This window comes from Streptomyces laculatispora (assembly GCF_017353455.1).
GTDB lineage: Bacteria > Actinomycetota > Actinomycetes > Streptomycetales > Streptomycetaceae > Streptomyces > Streptomyces laculatispora.
The window spans coordinates 12,226-29,328 of record NZ_JAFMPZ010000472.1 but is presented as its reverse complement, the minus strand read 5'-3'; the positions used below and the strand labels follow the sequence as shown (position 1 = coordinate 29,328).

The following is a 17,103-nucleotide window of genomic DNA, read 5'->3' as shown; positions in this document are numbered from 1 at the left end:
GCCGCGCTGCTGCGCGGGCCGGTCGACGCGCCCGGCCTCCTCACCGAGGTGCTCTTCGACGAGGAACGGGTCGCGGCCGGGCGCGTCGACCGGCCCGCGCAGCAGCGCGGCATCGACCTCACCGCGGGTCAGGCCGGCCGTGCGGTCGTCGATCCGCAGCAGTTCGAGCGGGGTCTGCGGATACCGCTCCTGCCAGCTGCGGAGCAGCGGTGTGGTGTACCGGCCGAACGCGGACCAGGCGTGCCCGAGCCGCAGCGGCCACCTGCGCAGCCCGCCGGGGTCGAGTGCCTCGTCGAACGCGGCCACCGCGGCGGCGGCCTTGTCGCGGAAGGCGACGCCCTCGGGGGTGAGGACCAGGTGGTGGGTGGAGCGGTCGACGAGCCGGATGCCGAGGTGCCGCTCCAGGGCGGCCAGGGTCCGTGAGACGGCGGGCTGGGTGAGCCGGAGCCGGGCGGCGGCCCGGGTGACGCTGGACTCGTCCGCCACGGCGAGGAACGCGCGCAGATGGCGGATCTCGACCCCGCGTCCGGCGCCCTGGTCCGCGCCCTGGTCCCTGCCCTCGCCTGTTCCCGTGCTTCGGTCGGCGCCCTGTCCTGTACTCATGCGCGGGAAGCATAACGGGAGCCCAGTAGGCATTTCACGCGCCGCGCGCAGGTGCCTACGGTAAGAGGATGGGCTGCATGCAATGAGTGCAGTATCTTCAATTGGGTAGTGCACTGTGTTGCACTTGCCCCGTATTCGTGAACTCAGGAAGTCAGGCCACAGGTGAACGACCAGGGCACCGCCGCAGAATCGGCCGCAGCCGTCCCCAAGCTCTCGGCTTCGCTCGAACGGGCGAGGCCCCATCCCGGCCCGGAAGCAGTCACCGGCCTCGGTGAACCGGGCGGGCCGGCCCCCGCCGCGGGGCGCAGGGCCGCGCTCGCCCCGATCGCGCTGGTGGTCGCGGGCGGCCTCTCCGTCCAGTTCGGATCGGCGGTCGCGGTCCTGCTGATGCCGAAGGCCGGCGCCCTCGGTGTCGTCACGCTGCGGCTGGCCGTCGCCGCCCTGGTGCTGCTCGTCGTCTGTCGTCCCCGGCTGCGCGGCCACTCGCGCGCCGACTGGGGCACGGTGCTCGCGTTCGGTGTCGCGATGAGCGGTATGAACACGCTCTTCTACCAGGCCGCCGACCGCATCCCGCTCGGCGCGGCCGTCACCCTGGAGGTGCTGGGCCCGCTCGCCCTCTCGGTCGTCGCCTCGCGTCGCCTGGTCAACGTGGTCTGGGCCGCCCTCGCGCTGGGCGGGGTCCTGCTGCTGAGCGGCGGCGGCTTCGACCGGCTCGATCCGGTGGGCGCCGCGTACGCCCTCGGCGCGGGGGTCATGTGGGCGGCGTACATCATCTTCAGCGCCCGCACCGGCCGCCGCTTCCCGCAGGCCGACGGGCTGGCCATGGCGATGGTGGTGGCGGCCCTGCTCTCGCTGCCGCTCGGCATCATGGAGTCGGGCTCGAAGCTCCTGGTGCCCAGCACGCTCGGACTGGGCGCGGCCGTCGCGCTGCTGAGCTCGGTCCTCCCGTACACCCTGGAACTGATGGCGCTGCGCAGGCTGCCCGCGCCCACCTTCGCGATCCTGATGAGCCTGGAACCGGCGATCGCGGCCACGGCGGGCTTCCTCATCCTCGACCAGGCGCTCTCCACCACGGACGCCCTGGCCATCGCCCTGGTCATCGGGGCGAGCATGGGCGCGGTACGCAGCCAGGTGAGGGGGCTGCGGAAGTCGGGGGGCGGGTGAGCCGGGAGCGTGGCCCTGGGGAGCGGATGCGGCCAACTCCCGTTCGGACCCCCCGGACTCGGCGGCAAGGCGAAACCGGCCGGATTCGAACCGGCGTCCTCGCGGTTTTGGAGACCGCGCGCGACGACCTCTGCGCTACGGTTCCGCCCCGATCGGCATCCTACGGGGGCCCGTGCGGAGGGCGCGGGAATGTGCCCGTCGCGCGCACGCGGGGGACGCCTCGCCCTTGGGCGGACCCGCACCTGGCGAAACCGCTCAGCGGCAGCCGGTCAGGGAAGCGCGCCGGCCGTGTGACCTCCTGTGACGCGAAGAAGGTCGAGCTTCCCCGCCTCGGCGCTTCCGGTCGCTGCCGTGTAGGTGACCATGCGCAGGTCGGCGCCGGGGACGACGAGAACGTCGCAGTCGAGCAGGACGTCGCCGACCTCGGGGTGCCGAATCGTCTTGCGGTCATTCGTGTGCGGGGCGGCGACCGTCGGTGCGGCCCATTGATGGGCGAAGGCGTCGGATGTCTCCCGTAGCTCCCGCACGAGACGGTCGAGCCGGGAATCCGCGGGATAGCGGGAGACGGCGTCCTTGAGGTCGGCGACGATCGACGCCGCGAAGGCGTCCTGTCCGTGCTCGAAGCGGATGTGGAGCATCAGGGAGCGTGCGGGACCGGTGCCGAAGAGCGCACGGGCGAGATTGCGTTCGGCGGCCGGGAGGACGGCGGGATCACTGTGCAGGGCGCTCCACATGGCGTTCCACCACACCAGGGACCAGTCCGCGGCGAACACGCCGATCGGAACGTCGCCGAGACGCGCGGCGAGCCGCTGGATGCCCGGGGGCACATGGGTGCCGACCGTCCCGTCCCGCGGCGGCAGGAGCCCGGCGCTCCGGTACAGCTGGTCGCGCTCGGCGCGGGAGAGCTGAAGGGTCCGGGCCAGGGCGCCGACGACCTGGGCCGAGGGGTTCTTCGCACGTGCCTGCTCCAGGCGCAGGACGTAGTCGACGGAGAGCCCGGCCAGCTGGGCCAGCTCCTCGCGGCGCAGTCCCGGGGCGCGGCGGTTGTGCGTCACGGGGAAGCCGGCGTCGGCCGGGGAGAGGCGGTCACGCCAGGCGCGAAGGAGTGCGGCGAAATCTGAGCGGGCTGAAGCCATGGGTCCATTCTCGCCGCGCGGCGCGAGATGAGCCTGGGTACTGCCAGTCCTGGTGACGGGGACGGTACTGGCCGGCGGTGGCGCTCGCGGCGAACGTGGACATGGGCCCGAGCCGGGCGCCATCGGCCGACGAGTGGAGGAACCTTCCATGAAGCACACCATCGTGATGACGGGCGCGAGCCGCGGGATCGGCCGCGCCGCCGCGGAGCACATCCTGCGCCGGTCACCGGACGTCCACCTCCTCGTCGTCGCCCGCGGCTCCTCCGGCGCACGGCTCGCCGCGGAACTCGCCACGGGCGGGCACACGGTCTCGTACGTCCCGGCGGACCTCGGCTCGCTGGACAGCGTCCGCCGGGCCGCCACCGAGATCCGCGACCGGCTCGACCGCGGTGACCTGCCGCCGCTGCGCGGCTTCGTGGGCAACGCGGGTATCCAGTACACCAACGCGCTCACCGAGGGGGCCGACGGGTTCGAGGCCACGTTCACGGTCAACGTGCTCGCCAACCACCTGTTCGTGCGCCTGCTCCAGGACCGCTTCGCCGCCCCCGCCCGGATGGTGATCACGGTCAGCGATACCCACTTCGGCGACTTCCGGCACAACCTGGGCATGGTGCCGGGCCCGGCCTGGACGTCCCCGGACACCCTCGCCCGCACGGGCGCCTTCACCAGGCCGGACACCCCGGCCGGCGGGCGCACCGCGTACTCGACGAGCAAGCTGGCCGCGATCTACCTGGTTCACGCGTACGCGCGCCGCCTGCCGGCCGGGATCGACGCGGTCGCCTACAACCCGGGATTCGTCCCCGGCACCGGTCTCGCCCGCAACGCCGGCCCGGTCTCCCGGTTCGCGATGCGGCGCATCATGCCGGTGATGACCCTCACCCCCTTCGCCACCGGCCGCGACGCCGCAGGCCGCTACCTCGCCGACATCGTCCTCGGCACGACCCGGGCGCCGACCGGTTCCTACGTCGACCGCGGCCGCGTGGACCGCTCGTCGGACGAGTCCTACGACCCGCGGCGCGAGGACGAACTCTGGGAGGCCGTCGAACGGTTCCGCGCGTACGCGTCCGAGCGGTAGCCACCCGCCGCACCGGGCCTGAACCCGCCACCCCGCGGCCGGGTGACGGCCGTCGGACGAGATGTCCCCAGGGCGTATCCTGCTGCGGAAATTGCGGGTGACAGCGCCGAGCGGGCGCAATTCCGGCCGGGGGCAACGTGGTGCGCGTACTGAGGACGGTATTCCCGGTCCTCGCTCTGGTGGCGATGTCGGCGGGGTGCTCCTCGGCCAACGGCACGAGCGAGCAGCAGCTGACCGAGCAGCGGGAGAACTACTGCACGCAGCTGGGGGCGTGGCAGAAGGCGCGGAACGCGGCGGACACGGACACGGACACGGACACGGACACGGACACGTCGGAGTCGTCGGGCTACGACGAGGTCGGGGCCGTCGCCGAGGACGCCTTCCTCGCGATGCAACCGCTCCGGGACGAGGCCGTCGGCGGAGGCCGCACCCTGGGCGAGGCGACGGCGGCGGCGATGAAGAACGGTGACTCCGAGGCGGAGGGGCGCGTCGTGGAGTACTGCGGAGACAGCGGCTACGAGACGCTGACCCGCTGAGCGCTCGTGCTGCCATCCCTAGCGGGCGCGCGACGACAGCTACGCCCCCTCGTCGTCTCGGCCGGTCTGAGGCGGCTGCGTTCCGCTTGGACCGACAGAACCCCTCGACAAGGTTCAACACCCCAGCTCGGAAGGAACTTTTCGCACTTCTTCCCCGCTTCCGGCCTCATCCCGACCGAAACGCCGAGGCCAATTGACGAAACCGCCACACACGCCATGTACATGACGTCATGCTGAAGCTGCCTCATGAGACCCACGAGACGCTCAGCTGCCGCAACTCCCCCCACATGCCCCGGAGGTTGTACATGCGTCGCCGCTTCGCCACCTTGCTCGCCACGGCCGCCCTGTCGCTCCCGCTCGCCCTGCTGCCCGCCGTATCCGCTTCCGCCGCCCCTGCGGACAAGCCCCAGGTCCTCAGCTCCTGGACCCAGACGAGCGCCTCCAGTTACAACGCCTGGAACGCCGCCCGCAACAACCAGGGCGCCTGGGGCGCCTACGGCTTCGACTGGTCCACGGACTACTGCAGCTCCTCGCCCGACAACCCGTTCGGCTTCCCCTTTCAAACGGCCTGCGCCCGCCATGACTTCGGCTACCGCAACTACAAGGCCGCCGGCACGTTCTCCGCCAACAAGGCCCGCGTCGACTCCGCCCTCTACGAGGACCTCAAGCGCGTCTGCGCCGCCTACTCCGGCGCGACGCTGACCTCGTGCAACGCCACGGCCTGGACGTACTACCACGCGGTGGACATCTTCGGCGTCGCACCGGCGAGGGCCGACGCCGACAGAGCGGCTCAGTCCGCCTGACCCGGCCCATGACCGTGAGTGGTGGCGGGCCGCCACCGCTCACGGTCAGCCCGCGGCCTTCAGCATCTGCCCGACCGCCGTGACGATGACATCCGGACGGTCGCCGGCGATGTCGTGCGAGCTCTTCGCAGCGGTCACGAGGTCGCGGTTCGGGGCCCCCTTCACGAACTCCTGCTGGGCGTTGCGCCAGAGTTGCGCGTCCTCGGGTGTCTCAAAGGGGGTCTTCTCCGAGACGATGGCCGTCGCCGGGACGCTCAGGGGCCAGGAGACCTGGTGGTACGCACGGTGCATCGCGCCGTAGCCGTCCGCGGTCGCGAGCAGTTGGCGGGTCTGCTGCGTCGAGGGCTGGTCCTTGAGGGCCGCCACCTGGGCCTGGTTCGCAGCTTCGATCTTCGCCGTCTCCTCGTCCGTATAGAACTCGGGCAGGCTTCCGTCGACGAGGACGGCGCCCGAGAGCCATTTCGGGTTCTCCTTGGCGAAATAGGTGGCGACCTCGGCCGCCTGGGAATGCGACACCAGGATCACGTCATGGGTGATTCCCAGCTCTGTCAGTCCGGCCTTCAGATCGGATACCGCGTTCTCGACCTTCCACGCCCCGGGGACCTCGTCGCTCTTCCCCATTCCGGCCCGGTCGTACGTGACGACCATGGAACCGGTCTTCCTGGCCAGTTCCGGCGCCATCTTCTTCCAGTACGACGAGTCCTCGCCGCCACCCGCGTCCAGGACCAGGGCCGGCAGGTGGCCGGGCGTGACCTGGAAGGCGAGGCTGTGGTCACCGTTCTCGACCATGCGGAGGGACGCCGCGGCGGCGGACGCCGACGGCTGCACGGCGGCCGGGGCCCCGGAATTTCCGTGGGACGACTGGCCGGGGCTCTTCGGCTTCCCGGAATCGGACGGGGTCGAATCGGCGCAGGCGGTGATTCCGGTCAGTGCGGCGGCCAGGCAGATACCCACGATGGCGGGCCGGAGGCGGCGATTCTTCCGTACGGTCTCAGTCATGGCTTCGTCATTCCTCGGAGTCATTTGAAAGGCTGGTGCGGGATGTCCACTGATGTGTCCGGCGTGCCCGGTCGGGCTCGTTCGGACATCAGTAATCCTTGTTGAAAGCGGTTTCCCGGTCGATGGGGCTTGCCCGCCCGATACGGGACTGCCTGAGGCCCCTGGCGAGGGTGGGGGTATCCCCCGAGCGCTTCCCCGGAGGTACCGCGCGGCAAAAATAATGCAAGCATGCTTGATTGTTTTCTGTCCCGCTGGCAGGCTCCGGTCCACACCGCCACGCCCCGAGGGGAGCGCACCGTGTCCGATGCCTCAGCCGTGCTCGACGATCTGCGCAGCGAGAGTGAGGAACTCGACCTGCTGGTAGCCGGGTTGAGCGCCGCGCAATGGGCGGGGGCGACGCCTGCCGCGGGGTGGACGGTCGCCCATCAGGTGGCCCATCTGAGCTGGACCGACGAGGTGGCGCTGCTCTCCGTCACCGACCCCGAGCGGTTCGGCGACGAGGTCGCGAAGGCCATGCGGGACCCCGAGGGCTTCGTCGACGAGGCCGCCGGCGAGGTCGTCGCGGCGTACGCCCCGGACGCCCTGCTCACCCACTGGCGCGCCGGGCGCGAGCGGCTTCAGGAGGCGCTGCGGGCAGCCCCGGCCGGGACCCGGTTTCCCTGGTACGGGCCGCCCATGAGCGTCGCCTCCATGGCGACCGGGCGGCTCATGGAGACCTGGGCGCACGGCCAGGACGTGGCCGACGCGCTCGGTGTCACCCGCACCCCCACCGCCCGGCTGCGGCACGTCGCGCGGATCGGGGTACGGGCGCGGGACTACGCCTTCGTCGTACGGGGGATCAAGGCGCCCGGAGAGGAATTCCGGGTGGAACTGGAAGGGCCGGACGGCGAGTTGACTGCCTATGGCCCTGAGGGCGCCGCCCAGCGGGTCACCGGGCCGCTGCACGACTTCTGCCTGCTCGTCACCCAGCGCGCTCACCGCGACGACCTCGCCGTACGGGCCGAGGGGGCCGACGCCGAGGCGTGGCTGGACATCGCGCAGGCCTTCGCCGGGCCCGCCGGACCCGGACGCGCCCCGCGGCAGGGGCCCGGGAAGTGACGGACGCGCCCGGGCCCGCGCCGCTGCGGATCGGCAACGCCTCCGGGTTCTACGGCGACCGCTTCGACGCCGTGCGCGAGATGCTCACCGGCGGCCCCCTCGACGTCCTCACCGGCGACTACCTCGCCGAGCTGACCATGCTCATCCTCGGCCGCGGCCGGCTCAAGGACCCCTCGCGCGGCTACGCCACCACCTTCCTGCGCCAGCTGGAGGAGGGCCTCGGGCTCGCCCGGGAGCGCGGGGTGCGGATCGTCACCAACGCCGGCGGGCTCAATCCGGCCGGACTGGCGGACGCCGTGAGGGAGTTGGCCGACAAGGTCGGCGTGCCCGTGCGCGTCGCGCATGTCGAGGGCGACAGCCTCCCCGTACCCGACGGCTACCTCACCGCCAACGCCTACCTCGGCGGCGACGGCATCGCCGCCTGCCTGCGGGCCGGGGCCGATGTCGTCGTCACCGGCCGGGTCACCGACGCCGCGCTCGTCACCGGGCCCGCAGCCGCCCACTTCGGCTGGGGACCCGGCGACCACGACGCGCTCGCCGGAGCCGTCGTCGCCGGGCACGTGCTGGAGTGCGGCACCCAGGCCACCGGCGGGAACTACTCCTTCTTCCGCGACCACGACCTGCGGCGGCCCGGTTTCCCCGTCGCCGAGATCCACGCCGACGGCACCTCCGTCATCACCAAGCACGAGGGCACCGGCGGCGTCGTCGACCTCGGTACGGTCACCGCCCAGCTGCTGTACGAGACCGGCGGCGCCCGGTACGCGGGACCGGACGTCACCGCCCGGCTCGACACCGTACGACTGGCGCAGCAGGGCCCGGACCGGGTCAGGATCTCCGGGGTGCGCGGCGAGGCCCCGCCGCCCACCCTCAAGGCCGGACTCACCCGGCTCGGCGGCTGGCGGGGCGAGGTCGTCTTCGTGCTCACCGGACTCGACATCGAGGCCAAGGCGCGGCTCGTCCGGGACCAGTTCGAGGACGCCTTCGCCCGTGCCGGGCGCCGGCCCGAGGAGGTGCGCTGGGAGCTCGCCCGTACCGACCGGGCCGACGCCGCGACCGAGGAGACCGCGAGCGCCCTGCTCCGGCTCGTCGTCCGCGACCAGGAACCGGACGCCGTCGGGCGGGCCCTGTCCGGCGCCGCGATCGAGCTGGCCCTCGGCAGCTACCCGGGCTTCCATGTCACCGCCCCGCCCGGAAAGGGCGCGCCCTACGGGGTGTTCGAGGCCCGGTACGTACCGGCCAAGGAGGTGACGCAGGTCGCCGTGCTCCCGGACGGCCGGCGGCAGGTGCAGGAACCGCCCGCCCGCACCCGGCCCCTCCAGCACGCCGAACAGCCGCCGCTGCCCACGCCGTTGGCGCCCGGCCTGCCCACCCGTACCGCTCCGCTCGGGCTCGTCGCGGGCGCCCGCAGCGGCGACAAGGGCGGGGACGCGAACGTCGGGGTGTGGGTGCGGAGCGATCAGGCGTGGCGGTGGCTGGCCCATGAACTGACCGTCGAGCGGCTGCGCGAACTGCTCCCGGAGACCGCCCCGCTCACCGTCGTACGCCATGTCCTGCCGAACCTGCGCGCGCTGAACTTCACCGTCCACGGGCTGCTCGGCGAGGGTGTGGCCGCCCAGCACCGCTTCGACCCGCAGGCCAAGGCGCTGGGGGAGTGGCTGCGCTCGCGCCACCTGGAGATACCCGTGGTCCTGCTGGACAGCGCCGACGCACCGGAGGTGCACGCATGACCGTCCTGCCCACCGGGCTCGACACCGCGAGCCCCGAATACACCGCGAACCGCGCGGCCATGCTCGACAAGCTCGCCGCCCTCGACGCCGCGCACGCCAAGGCGCTGGAGGGCGGCGGCGAGAAGTACGTCGAGCGGCACCGGGCACGCGGCAAACTGCTGGCCCGCGAGCGCATCGAGCTGCTGATCGACCAGGACACCCCGTTCCTGGAACTGTCGCCGCTCGCCGCCTGGGGGAGCGAGGCCCCCGGATACACGGTCGGCGCCTCGCTCGTCACCGGGATCGGGGTGGTGGAGGGCGTGGAGTGCCTGATCACCGCCAACGACCCGACCGTACGCGGCGGCGCCTCCAACCCCTGGACGCTGAAGAAGGCCCTGCGCGCCAACGAGATCGCCTTCGCCAACCGGCTGCCGACCATCAGCCTCGTCGAGTCGGGCGGCGCCGACCTCCCCTCGCAGAAGGAGATCTTCATCCCCGGCGGGGCGCTCTTCCGCGACCTCACCCGGCTCTCGGCCGCCGGTATCCCGACCGTGGCCGTCGTCTTCGGGAACTCCACGGCCGGCGGGGCGTACGTCCCCGGCATGTCCGATCACACCGTCATGATCAAGGAACGGTCCAAGGTCTTCCTCGGCGGTCCGCCGCTGGTGAAGATGGCCACCGGCGAGGAGAGCGACGACGAATCGCTCGGCGGCGCCGAGATGCACGCCCGCACCTCCGGGCTCGCCGACCACTTCGCCGTGGACGAGCAGGACGCGCTGCGCCAGGCCCGCCGGATCGTCGCCCGCCTCAACTGGCGCAAGGCGCACGCCGATCCGGGCCCCGCCGAGCCGCCCAAGTACGACGGCGACGAGCTGATCGGCATCGTGCCCGGCGACCTGAAGGTGCCCTTCGACCCGCGCGAGGTCATCGCCCGGCTGGTCGACGGCTCGGACTTCGACGCGTTCAAGCCGCTCTACGGGACGAGCCTGGTGACCGGCTGGGCGCGGCTGCACGGTTACCCGGTCGGCATCCTCGCCAACGCGCAGGGCGTGCTGTTCAGCGAGGAGTCGCAGAAGGCCGCCCAGTTCATCCAGCTCGCCAACCAGCGCGACATCCCGCTCCTGTTCCTGCACAACACCACCGGCTACATGGTCGGCAAGGAGTACGAACAGGGCGGCATCATCAAGCACGGCGCGATGATGATCAACGCGGTGTCGAACTCCAGGGTCCCGCATCTGTCCGTGCTGATGGGCGCCTCCTACGGCGCCGGGCACTACGGCATGTGCGGTCGGGCCTACGACCCGCGCTTCCTGTTCGCCTGGCCCAGCAGCAAGTCCGCCGTCATGGGCCCGCAGCAGCTGGCCGGGGTGCTCTCCATCGTCGCCCGCGCCTCCGCCGCGGCGAAGGGGCGGCCGTACGACGACGAGGCGGACGCCGGACTGCGCGCCATGGTCGAGCAGCAGATCGAGTCCGAGTCCCTGCCGATGTTCCTGTCCGGCCGGCTGTACGACGACGGGGTCATCGACCCGCGCGACACCAGGACCGTCCTCGGGATGTGCCTGTCCGCCATCCACACCGCACCGGTCGAGGGCGCCCGCGGCGGCTTCGGCATCTTCCGGATGTGAGAACCCACATGATCACCAGCCTGCTCGTCGCCAACCGGGGCGAGATCGCCTGCCGGATCTTCCGCACCTGCCGCGCGCTCGGCATCGCCACCGTCGCCGTGTACTCCGACGCGGACGCCGGCGCGCTGCACGTACGGGAGGCCGACACCGCCGTACGGCTGCCGGGGTCCGCGCCCCGCGACACCTACCTGCGCGGCGATCTCGTCGTGGCCGCCGCCCTCGCGGCAGGCGCGGACGCCGTCCATCCCGGGTACGGCTTCCTCTCCGAGAACGCCGGGTTCGCCGCCGCCGTGCAGGACGCCGGGCTGGTCTGGGTCGGGCCGCCGGTCAAGGCCATCGAGCTGATGGCGTCCAAGACCCGCGCCAAGGAGCTGATGGCCGCCGCCGGGGTGCCGCTCCTCGCCCCCGTCGACCCGGCCGCGGCCCGCGCCGAGGATCTGCCGCTGCTGCTCAAGGCGGCGTGGGGCGGCGGCGGGCGGGGGATGCGGATCGTCCGCGAACTCAACCATCTGGAAGGCGAGCTGACCGCCGCCGCGGCCGAGGCGCTGTCCGCCTTCGGGGACGGGGAGGTCTTCGCCGAGCCGTACGTGGAACGCGGCCGGCACGTCGAGGTCCAGATCATGGCCGACGAGCACGACGGCGTCTGGGCGCTCGGCACCCGCGACTGCTCACTCCAGCGCCGCCACCAGAAGGTCATCGAGGAGGCCCCCGCACCCGGTCTCGACGACGGGCTGCGCGACCGGCTGCACACCGCCGCCGTGGCCGCCGCACGGGCCGTCGGGTACCGGGGTGCGGGCACCGTCGAATTCCTGGTCGCCGACGACGGGCGGCCGTACTTCCTGGAGATGAACACCCGCCTCCAGGTCGAACACCCCGTCACCGAAGCCGTGTTCGGCCTCGACCTCGTCGCGCTCCAGCTGCGCACCGCCGAGGGCGAACCGCTGCCCGCCGCCGCGCCGCCGCACCCCGCGGGGCACGCCGTCGAGGCCCGGCTCTACGCCGAGGACCCGGCCCGCGACTGGCAGCCGCAGACCGGAGCACTGCTCTCGCTGGACGTGCCGCAGGAGCCCGGTGTGCGGCTGGACACCGGATACACCGGCGGCGACACCATCGGCGCGCACTACGACCCGATGCTCGCCAAGGTCATCGCCCACGCCCCCACCCGCACCGAAGCCGTACGCCTGCTCGCCCGCACCCTGGAACGCGCCCGCGTCCACGGCCCGGTCACCAACCGCGATCTGCTCGTACGCTCCCTGCGCCACCCGGACTTCGTGGCGGCCCGCCTGGACACCGGCTTCTACGAACGCCACCTGGCGGCACTGACCCCCGCGCCCGACGAGTCGGCCGTACGGCTGGCCGCCACCGCCGCCGCCGTCGCCGAGGCGGCCCGTAACGCCACCGCCACCACCCCGGGATCCGCCCGCTTCGGCGCCTGGCGCAACCTCCCCTCGCAGCCCCAGCTCAGGCGCTACCGCAGCGAACCCGACGGCCGCGAGCACGAGATCACCTACCGCACCACCCGCGACGGCCTGGCCGTCGGCACGGAGGGCTTCCGCGTCGTCTGCGCCGGCCCCGGCCGCGTCACCCTCGAATCCGCAGGCGTCACCCGGCACTTCGACGTCCTCGGCCGCGACGACCGGCGGTACGTGGACACCGCCACCGGCTCGTACGCGTTCACCGCCCTGCCCCGCTTCACCGACCCCGCCGAACGCACCGAACCCGGCTCCCTGCTCGCCCCGATGCCCGGCACGGTGGTCCGCCTGGCCGAGGGCCTGGCGGCCGGGTCCGCCGTCGAGGCCGGGCAGCCGCTGATCTGGCTGGAGGCGATGAAGATGGAGCACCGCATCCTCGCCCCCGCCACCGGCACCCTCACCGCGCTCCACGCCGCCCCCGGCCTCCAGGTGGAGGTCGGCGCACTGCTCGCAGTCGTCACCGAGCACGCAGACCACGACCCCGAAGCCTCAGAGGAGACCGCATGAGCACCGTCCTGGAAACCGAAGAGCACCAGGCCCTGCGCGCAGCCGTCACCGCCCTCGGCACGCGGTACGGGCGCGACTACATGACCTCCGTCATCCGGGACGGCGCCCACCCCCGTGAGCTGTGGGCGGAGGCCGCCAAGCTCGGCTATCTCGGCGTGAACCTCCCCGAGGAGTACGGCGGCGGAGGTAGCGGCATGGCCGAACTATCCATCGTGCTGGAGGAGTTGGGTGCGGCAGGTTCCCCGCTGCTGATGATGGTCGTCTCGCCCGCCATCTGCGGCACCGTCATAGCCCGCTTCGGCACCGGCGCCCAGAAGCGGCAGTGGCTGCCGGGCCTCGCCGACGGCAGCCTCACCATGGCCTTCGGCATCACCGAGCCGGACGCCGGTTCCAACTCGCACCGGATCACCACCACCGCCCGCCGCGACGGCCAGGAGTGGGTGCTCACCGGCCGCAAGGTCTTCGTCTCCGGCGTCGACATCGCCGACGCCACCCTCATCGTCGGCCGCACCGAGGACGCCAGGTCGGGCAAGCTGAAGCCCTGCCTCTTCATCGTCCCGCGCGAGGCCCCCGGCTTCCAGCGGTCGCAGATCGACATGGAACTCCAGGCGCCGGAGAAGCAGTTCGAGCTGGTCCTCGACGAGGTGCGGCTGCCCGCCGACGCGCTCGTGGGCGACGAGGACGCGGGCCTCCTCCAGCTCTTCGCCGGGCTCAACCCGGAACGCATCATGACGGCGGCCTTCGGTATCGGGATGGGCCGCTACGCCCTCGCCCGCGCCGTCGAGTACGCGAAGACCCGCCAGGTGTGGAAGGAGCCCATCGGTGCCCACCAGGCCATCGCGCACCCCCTGGCCCAGGCGCACATCGAACTCGAACTGGCCCGGCTGATGATGCAGAAGGCCGCCCGGCTCTACGACGACGGCGACGACGTCGGCGCGGGCGAGGCCGCGAACATGGCGAAGTACGCGGCCGGCGAGGCGTGCGTGAAGGCGGTCGACCAGGCGGTGCACACCCTCGGCGGCAACGGCCTCACCCGCGAGTACGGCCTCGGGTCCCTGATCACCGCGTCCCGGGTCGCCCGGATCGCGCCGGTCAGCCGGGAAATGATCCTGAACTACGTGTCCCATCAGTCCCTGGGTCTCCCCAAGTCGTACTGACAGCCGCCATCCTGTCCCTCCACGCCGTACGGGACCCGCACCCTCCGGGCCGCGGGTCCCGGCCCGGCGCCGCACGCCACCTCTCCACGCGTCGTACGGAGCGGCCCGTTCCCGCCGCCGCCCCGCCATTCCGCATCGAAGGGACTCCCGCCATGGTGCACGTGTTCCGGAGCGACTACCCCGACGTCCAGCCACTCGACACGGCCATCCACGACGCGGTGCTGGGCCAGGCCGCCGCGGAGTTCGGCGACACGGTCGCCCTGATCGACGGGACGGACGACAGCAGCCGCCTCACCTACCGGCAGCTCGACGTCTTCCACCGGAAGATCGCCGCGGGGCTGGCCGGCGCCGGACTCGTCAAGGGCGACGTACTCGCCCTGCACAGCCCGAACACCATCGCCTACCCGGCCGTCTTCTTCGGCGCCACCCGGGCCGGGGCCACCGTCACCACCGTCCACCCGCTCGCCACGTCCGACGAGTTCGCCAAGCAGCTCCGCGACTCCTCCGCGCGCTGGATCGTCACCGTCTCCCCACTCCTGGAGACGGCCCGCCGCGCGGCCGAACTCGTCGGCGGCATCGAGGAGATCTTCGTCTGCGACCAGGCGGACGGGCACACCTCGATCCTCGACATGCTCACCACCACCGCCCCCGAACCGATGATCACCATCGACCCGGTGGAGGACATCGCCGCGCTGCCCTACTCCTCCGGCACCACGGGCATCCCCAAGGGCGTCATGCTCACCCACCGCTCCATGGCCACCAACCTGGAACAGCTGCGCCCCTTCGTCCCCATGGGCACCGGCGCCCGCATCCTGGCCGTGCTCCCCTTCTTTCACATCTACGGGCTCACCGCCCTGATGAACGCACCGCTGCGGACCGGCGCCACCGTCGTCGTCCTGCCGCGCTTCGACCTCGCCCAGTTCCTGGCCGCGATCGAGAAGCACCGCATCACCGGCCTCTACGTGGCCCCGCCGATCGTGCTGGCCCTCGCGAAGCACCCGGTCGTCGACCGGTACGACCTGTCCTCGCTGGAGTACGTCGTCAGCTCCGCCGCCCCGCTCGACGCCGAACTCGCCGCCGCCTGCTCGCGCCGGCTCGGACTGCCGCCCGTGCGCCAGGCCTACGGGATGACGGAGCTCTCGCCCGGCACCCACGTCGTCCCGCTGGCCGCCGAGAACCCGCCGCCCGGGGCCGTCGGCACCCTGCTGCCCAACACCGAGATGCGCATCGTCTCCCTCGACACCCCCGGCGAGGACGCCGGAACCCACACCGACGGCGAGATCCTGATCCGCGGCCCGCAGGTGATGAAGGGCTACCTCGGCCGCCCCGAGGCCACCGCCGCGATGATCGACGCCGACGGCTGGGTGCACACCGGCGACATCGGCCGCGTGGACGAGGACGGCTGGCTGTTCGTCGTCGACCGGGTCAAGGAACTCATCAAGTACAAGGGCTACCAGGTCGCCCCCGCCGAACTCGAGGCGCTGCTGCTCGGCCACGCGTCCATAGCCGACGCCGCCGTCATCGGCGTGTACGACGCCGACGGCAACGAGGTCCCCAAGGCCTGCCTGGTCCGCCGGCCGTCCGTCGCACCCGTGGACCTCACGGCGGACGACGTCATGGCGTACGTCGCCGAACGCGTCGCCCCGTACAAGAAGATCCGGCAGGTCGAGTTCATCGACGCCGTACCGCGCGCCACGTCCGGCAAGATCCTGCGCCGCGAACTGCGCGCCCGCGAGAAGGCCCGCACCGCCCCCGACACCCCGGAGAAGACCCCATGACGCTCGCCGCCCCCACGCACGAGCGCGGGATCACCACCCTCACCCTGGACTCGCCGGCCAACCGCAACGCACTCTCCGCGCGGCTGGTCGGCGAGCTCTCGGCCGCGCTCGCCGCCTGCGCGGCCGACGACACCGTACGAGCCGTCGTCCTCACCCACACCGGCAACACCTTCTGCGCGGGCGCCGACCTGACCGCACCCCCCGACCCGGCGGCCTTCGTCGCGCTGATGCGGCAGATCGTCGCGCTGCCCAAACCGGTGGTGGCCCGGGTCACCGGCCACGTCCGGGCGGGCGGACTCGGGCTGCTCGGCGCCTGCGACATCTCGGCGGCCGGGCCGGGCGCCACCTTCGCCCTCACCGAGTCCCGCCTCGGCCTCGCCCCCGCCGTCATCTCCCTGCCGCTGCTGCCCCGCACCGACCCGCGCGCCGCCGCCCGCTACTACCTCACCGGCGAACGCTTCGACGCGGCCGAAGCCGCCCGGATCTCCCTCGTCACGCTGGCCGCCGGCGACGACGTGGACGAGGCACTCGCCCCGGTACTCGACGGACTGCGCCGGGCCTCCCCACAGGGGCTGAGGGCATCGAAGGAGCTGGTCACGGCTACTGTGCTGGAGAGTTTCGACCAGCACGCAGAAGACCTCATCGCCCGCTCCGCGGCACTCTTCGCCTCCGCGGAGGCCCGCGAGGGGATGACGGCCTTCCTCGAACGACGGGACCCCGCATGGGTGTGGTGACACAGGGCAGCAGCCCCGGCCCCAAGCAGGACCGCAGCCGGGCCACCCGCAAAAGGCTCCTGGAGGCCGCGGTCTCCTGCCTGGCCGACCACGGCTGGGCCGGCTCCACCGTCTCCGTCGTCGCCGAACGCGCCGGAGTCTCGCGCGGCGCCGCCCAGCACCACTTCCCCACCCGCGAGGACCTGTTCACCGCGGCCGTCGAGTACGTCGCCGAGGAACGCTCCGCCGCCCTGCGCGCCCTCCCCGACCAGGACCGCGCCGCGGTCGTCGCCGCCCTCGTCGACCTCTACACCGGCCCGCTCTTCCGCGCGGCCCTCCAGCTCTGGGTCGCCGCCTCCAACGAGGAACAGCTGCGCCCCCGCGTCACCGAACTCGAAGCCCGCGTCGGCCGCGAGACCCACCGCATCGCCGTCGGCCTCCTGCACGCCGACGAGTACCGCCCCGGCGTACGCGAAACGGTCCAGGGCCTCCTGGACATGGCCCGCGGCCTGGGCCTGGCCAACGTCCTCACCGACGACACGGCCCGCCGGCGCCGCGTGGTGGCGCAGTGGGCGGCGATGATCGACGACGCGCTGGGCTGAGCGGCGACGCGCGGCCGCCCCGGCGAGGGGGCGATGTCACACGCCGCGTCGCCGGTTCGTCGTTCAGGGGAACGGCATCCCGCAACGGGGTGCCGGGCATCACCGTTCCCCACAGAACCGGAGAGAATC

Annotated in this window: 15 protein-coding genes and 1 tRNA gene; 12 read left to right on the top strand and 4 right to left on the bottom strand. The window is 72.5% G+C overall.

Annotated features, from left to right (window positions below; translation table 11 throughout):
• A partial coding sequence (locus J1C73_RS23380) for a LysR family transcriptional regulator (protein WP_242644586.1) occupies positions 1-603 on the bottom strand: 603 nt, incomplete at its 3' end.
• 162 nt (positions 604-765) lie between these two features.
• Between J1C73_RS23380 and J1C73_RS23375 the strand changes: the two genes are divergently transcribed.
• Entirely contained in the window at positions 766-1,767 is a 1,002-nt protein-coding gene (locus J1C73_RS23375; protein WP_207318150.1) for an EamA family transporter, read from the top strand.
• Positions 1,768-1,837: 70 nt separating this feature from the next.
• Here the strand turns inward: J1C73_RS23375 and J1C73_RS23370 are convergent.
• Positions 1,838-1,912 (bottom strand) — tRNA-Trp (locus tag J1C73_RS23370).
• A 124-nt stretch (positions 1,913-2,036) separates the two neighbouring features.
• Positions 2,037-2,903, bottom strand: a complete 867-nt coding sequence (locus tag J1C73_RS23365) for a helix-turn-helix transcriptional regulator (RefSeq protein ID WP_207318149.1) — start codon at positions 2,901-2,903, stop codon at positions 2,037-2,039.
• Positions 2,904-3,051: 148 nt separating this feature from the next.
• On the opposite strand from J1C73_RS23365, the gene J1C73_RS23360 reads away from it, so the two are divergent.
• The 3 genes from J1C73_RS23360 to J1C73_RS23350 all read left to right on the top strand — a co-directional run bounded on the left by J1C73_RS23360 (position 3,052) and on the right by J1C73_RS23350 (position 5,317).
• Entirely contained in the window at positions 3,052-3,978 is a 927-nt protein-coding gene (locus tag J1C73_RS23360; RefSeq protein ID WP_207318148.1) for an SDR family NAD(P)-dependent oxidoreductase, read from the top strand.
• 140 nt (positions 3,979-4,118) lie between these two features.
• Entirely contained in the window at positions 4,119-4,514 is a 396-nt protein-coding gene (locus tag J1C73_RS23355; RefSeq protein ID WP_207318147.1) for a hypothetical protein, read from the top strand.
• Between the two features lie 305 nt (positions 4,515-4,819).
• Entirely contained in the window at positions 4,820-5,317 is a 498-nt protein-coding gene (locus J1C73_RS23350; protein ID WP_207318146.1) for a phospholipase, read from the top strand.
• Between the two features lie 45 nt (positions 5,318-5,362).
• Here the strand turns inward: J1C73_RS23350 and J1C73_RS23345 are convergent, their stop codons facing one another.
• Complete coding sequence (locus J1C73_RS23345) at positions 5,363-6,316, bottom strand: alpha/beta fold hydrolase (protein ID WP_207318145.1); 954 nt, start codon at positions 6,314-6,316, stop codon at positions 5,363-5,365.
• 297 nt (positions 6,317-6,613) lie between these two features.
• Between J1C73_RS23345 and J1C73_RS23340 the strand changes: the two genes are divergently transcribed.
• From J1C73_RS23340 to J1C73_RS23305, 8 genes are all read left to right on the top strand, one after another.
• Complete coding sequence (locus J1C73_RS23340; RefSeq protein ID WP_207318144.1) at positions 6,614-7,414, top strand: TIGR03084 family metal-binding protein; 801 nt, start codon at positions 6,614-6,616, stop codon at positions 7,412-7,414.
• The gene (locus J1C73_RS23335) at positions 7,411-9,141 is read left to right on the top strand and encodes an acyclic terpene utilization AtuA family protein (protein ID WP_207318143.1); all 1,731 of its coding nucleotides are present in this window, start codon (positions 7,411-7,413) and stop codon (positions 9,139-9,141) included. The genes J1C73_RS23340 and J1C73_RS23335 overlap by 4 nt, the downstream gene beginning before the upstream one ends.
• Positions 9,138-10,745: an acyl-CoA carboxylase subunit beta gene (locus J1C73_RS23330; RefSeq protein ID WP_207318142.1), complete on the top strand. Its 1,608-nt coding sequence runs from the start codon at positions 9,138-9,140 to the stop codon at positions 10,743-10,745. The genes J1C73_RS23335 and J1C73_RS23330 overlap by 4 nt, the downstream gene beginning before the upstream one ends.
• Positions 10,746-10,753: 8 nt before the next feature.
• Complete coding sequence (locus tag J1C73_RS23325; protein WP_207318152.1) at positions 10,754-12,724, top strand: acetyl/propionyl/methylcrotonyl-CoA carboxylase subunit alpha; 1,971 nt, start codon at positions 10,754-10,756, stop codon at positions 12,722-12,724.
• Positions 12,721-13,881, top strand: a complete 1,161-nt coding sequence (locus tag J1C73_RS23320; RefSeq protein WP_207318141.1) for an acyl-CoA dehydrogenase family protein — start codon at positions 12,721-12,723, stop codon at positions 13,879-13,881. Before J1C73_RS23325 ends, J1C73_RS23320 begins: the two co-directional genes overlap by 4 nt.
• 152 nt (positions 13,882-14,033) lie before the next feature.
• A complete protein-coding gene (locus J1C73_RS23315; protein ID WP_207318140.1) occupies positions 14,034-15,659 on the top strand; it encodes a 4-coumarate--CoA ligase family protein in 1,626 nt (541 codons plus the stop codon).
• A complete protein-coding gene (locus tag J1C73_RS23310) occupies positions 15,656-16,393 on the top strand; it encodes an enoyl-CoA hydratase family protein (protein ID WP_207318139.1) in 738 nt (245 codons plus the stop codon). Before J1C73_RS23315 ends, J1C73_RS23310 begins: the two co-directional genes overlap by 4 nt.
• Positions 16,381-16,974 (top strand): TetR/AcrR family transcriptional regulator, encoded by a 594-nt coding sequence (locus J1C73_RS23305; RefSeq protein ID WP_123460889.1) that lies wholly within the window; start codon positions 16,381-16,383, stop codon positions 16,972-16,974. The genes J1C73_RS23310 and J1C73_RS23305 overlap by 13 nt, the downstream gene beginning before the upstream one ends.
• The last annotated feature ends 129 nt before the right edge of the window (positions 16,975-17,103 follow it).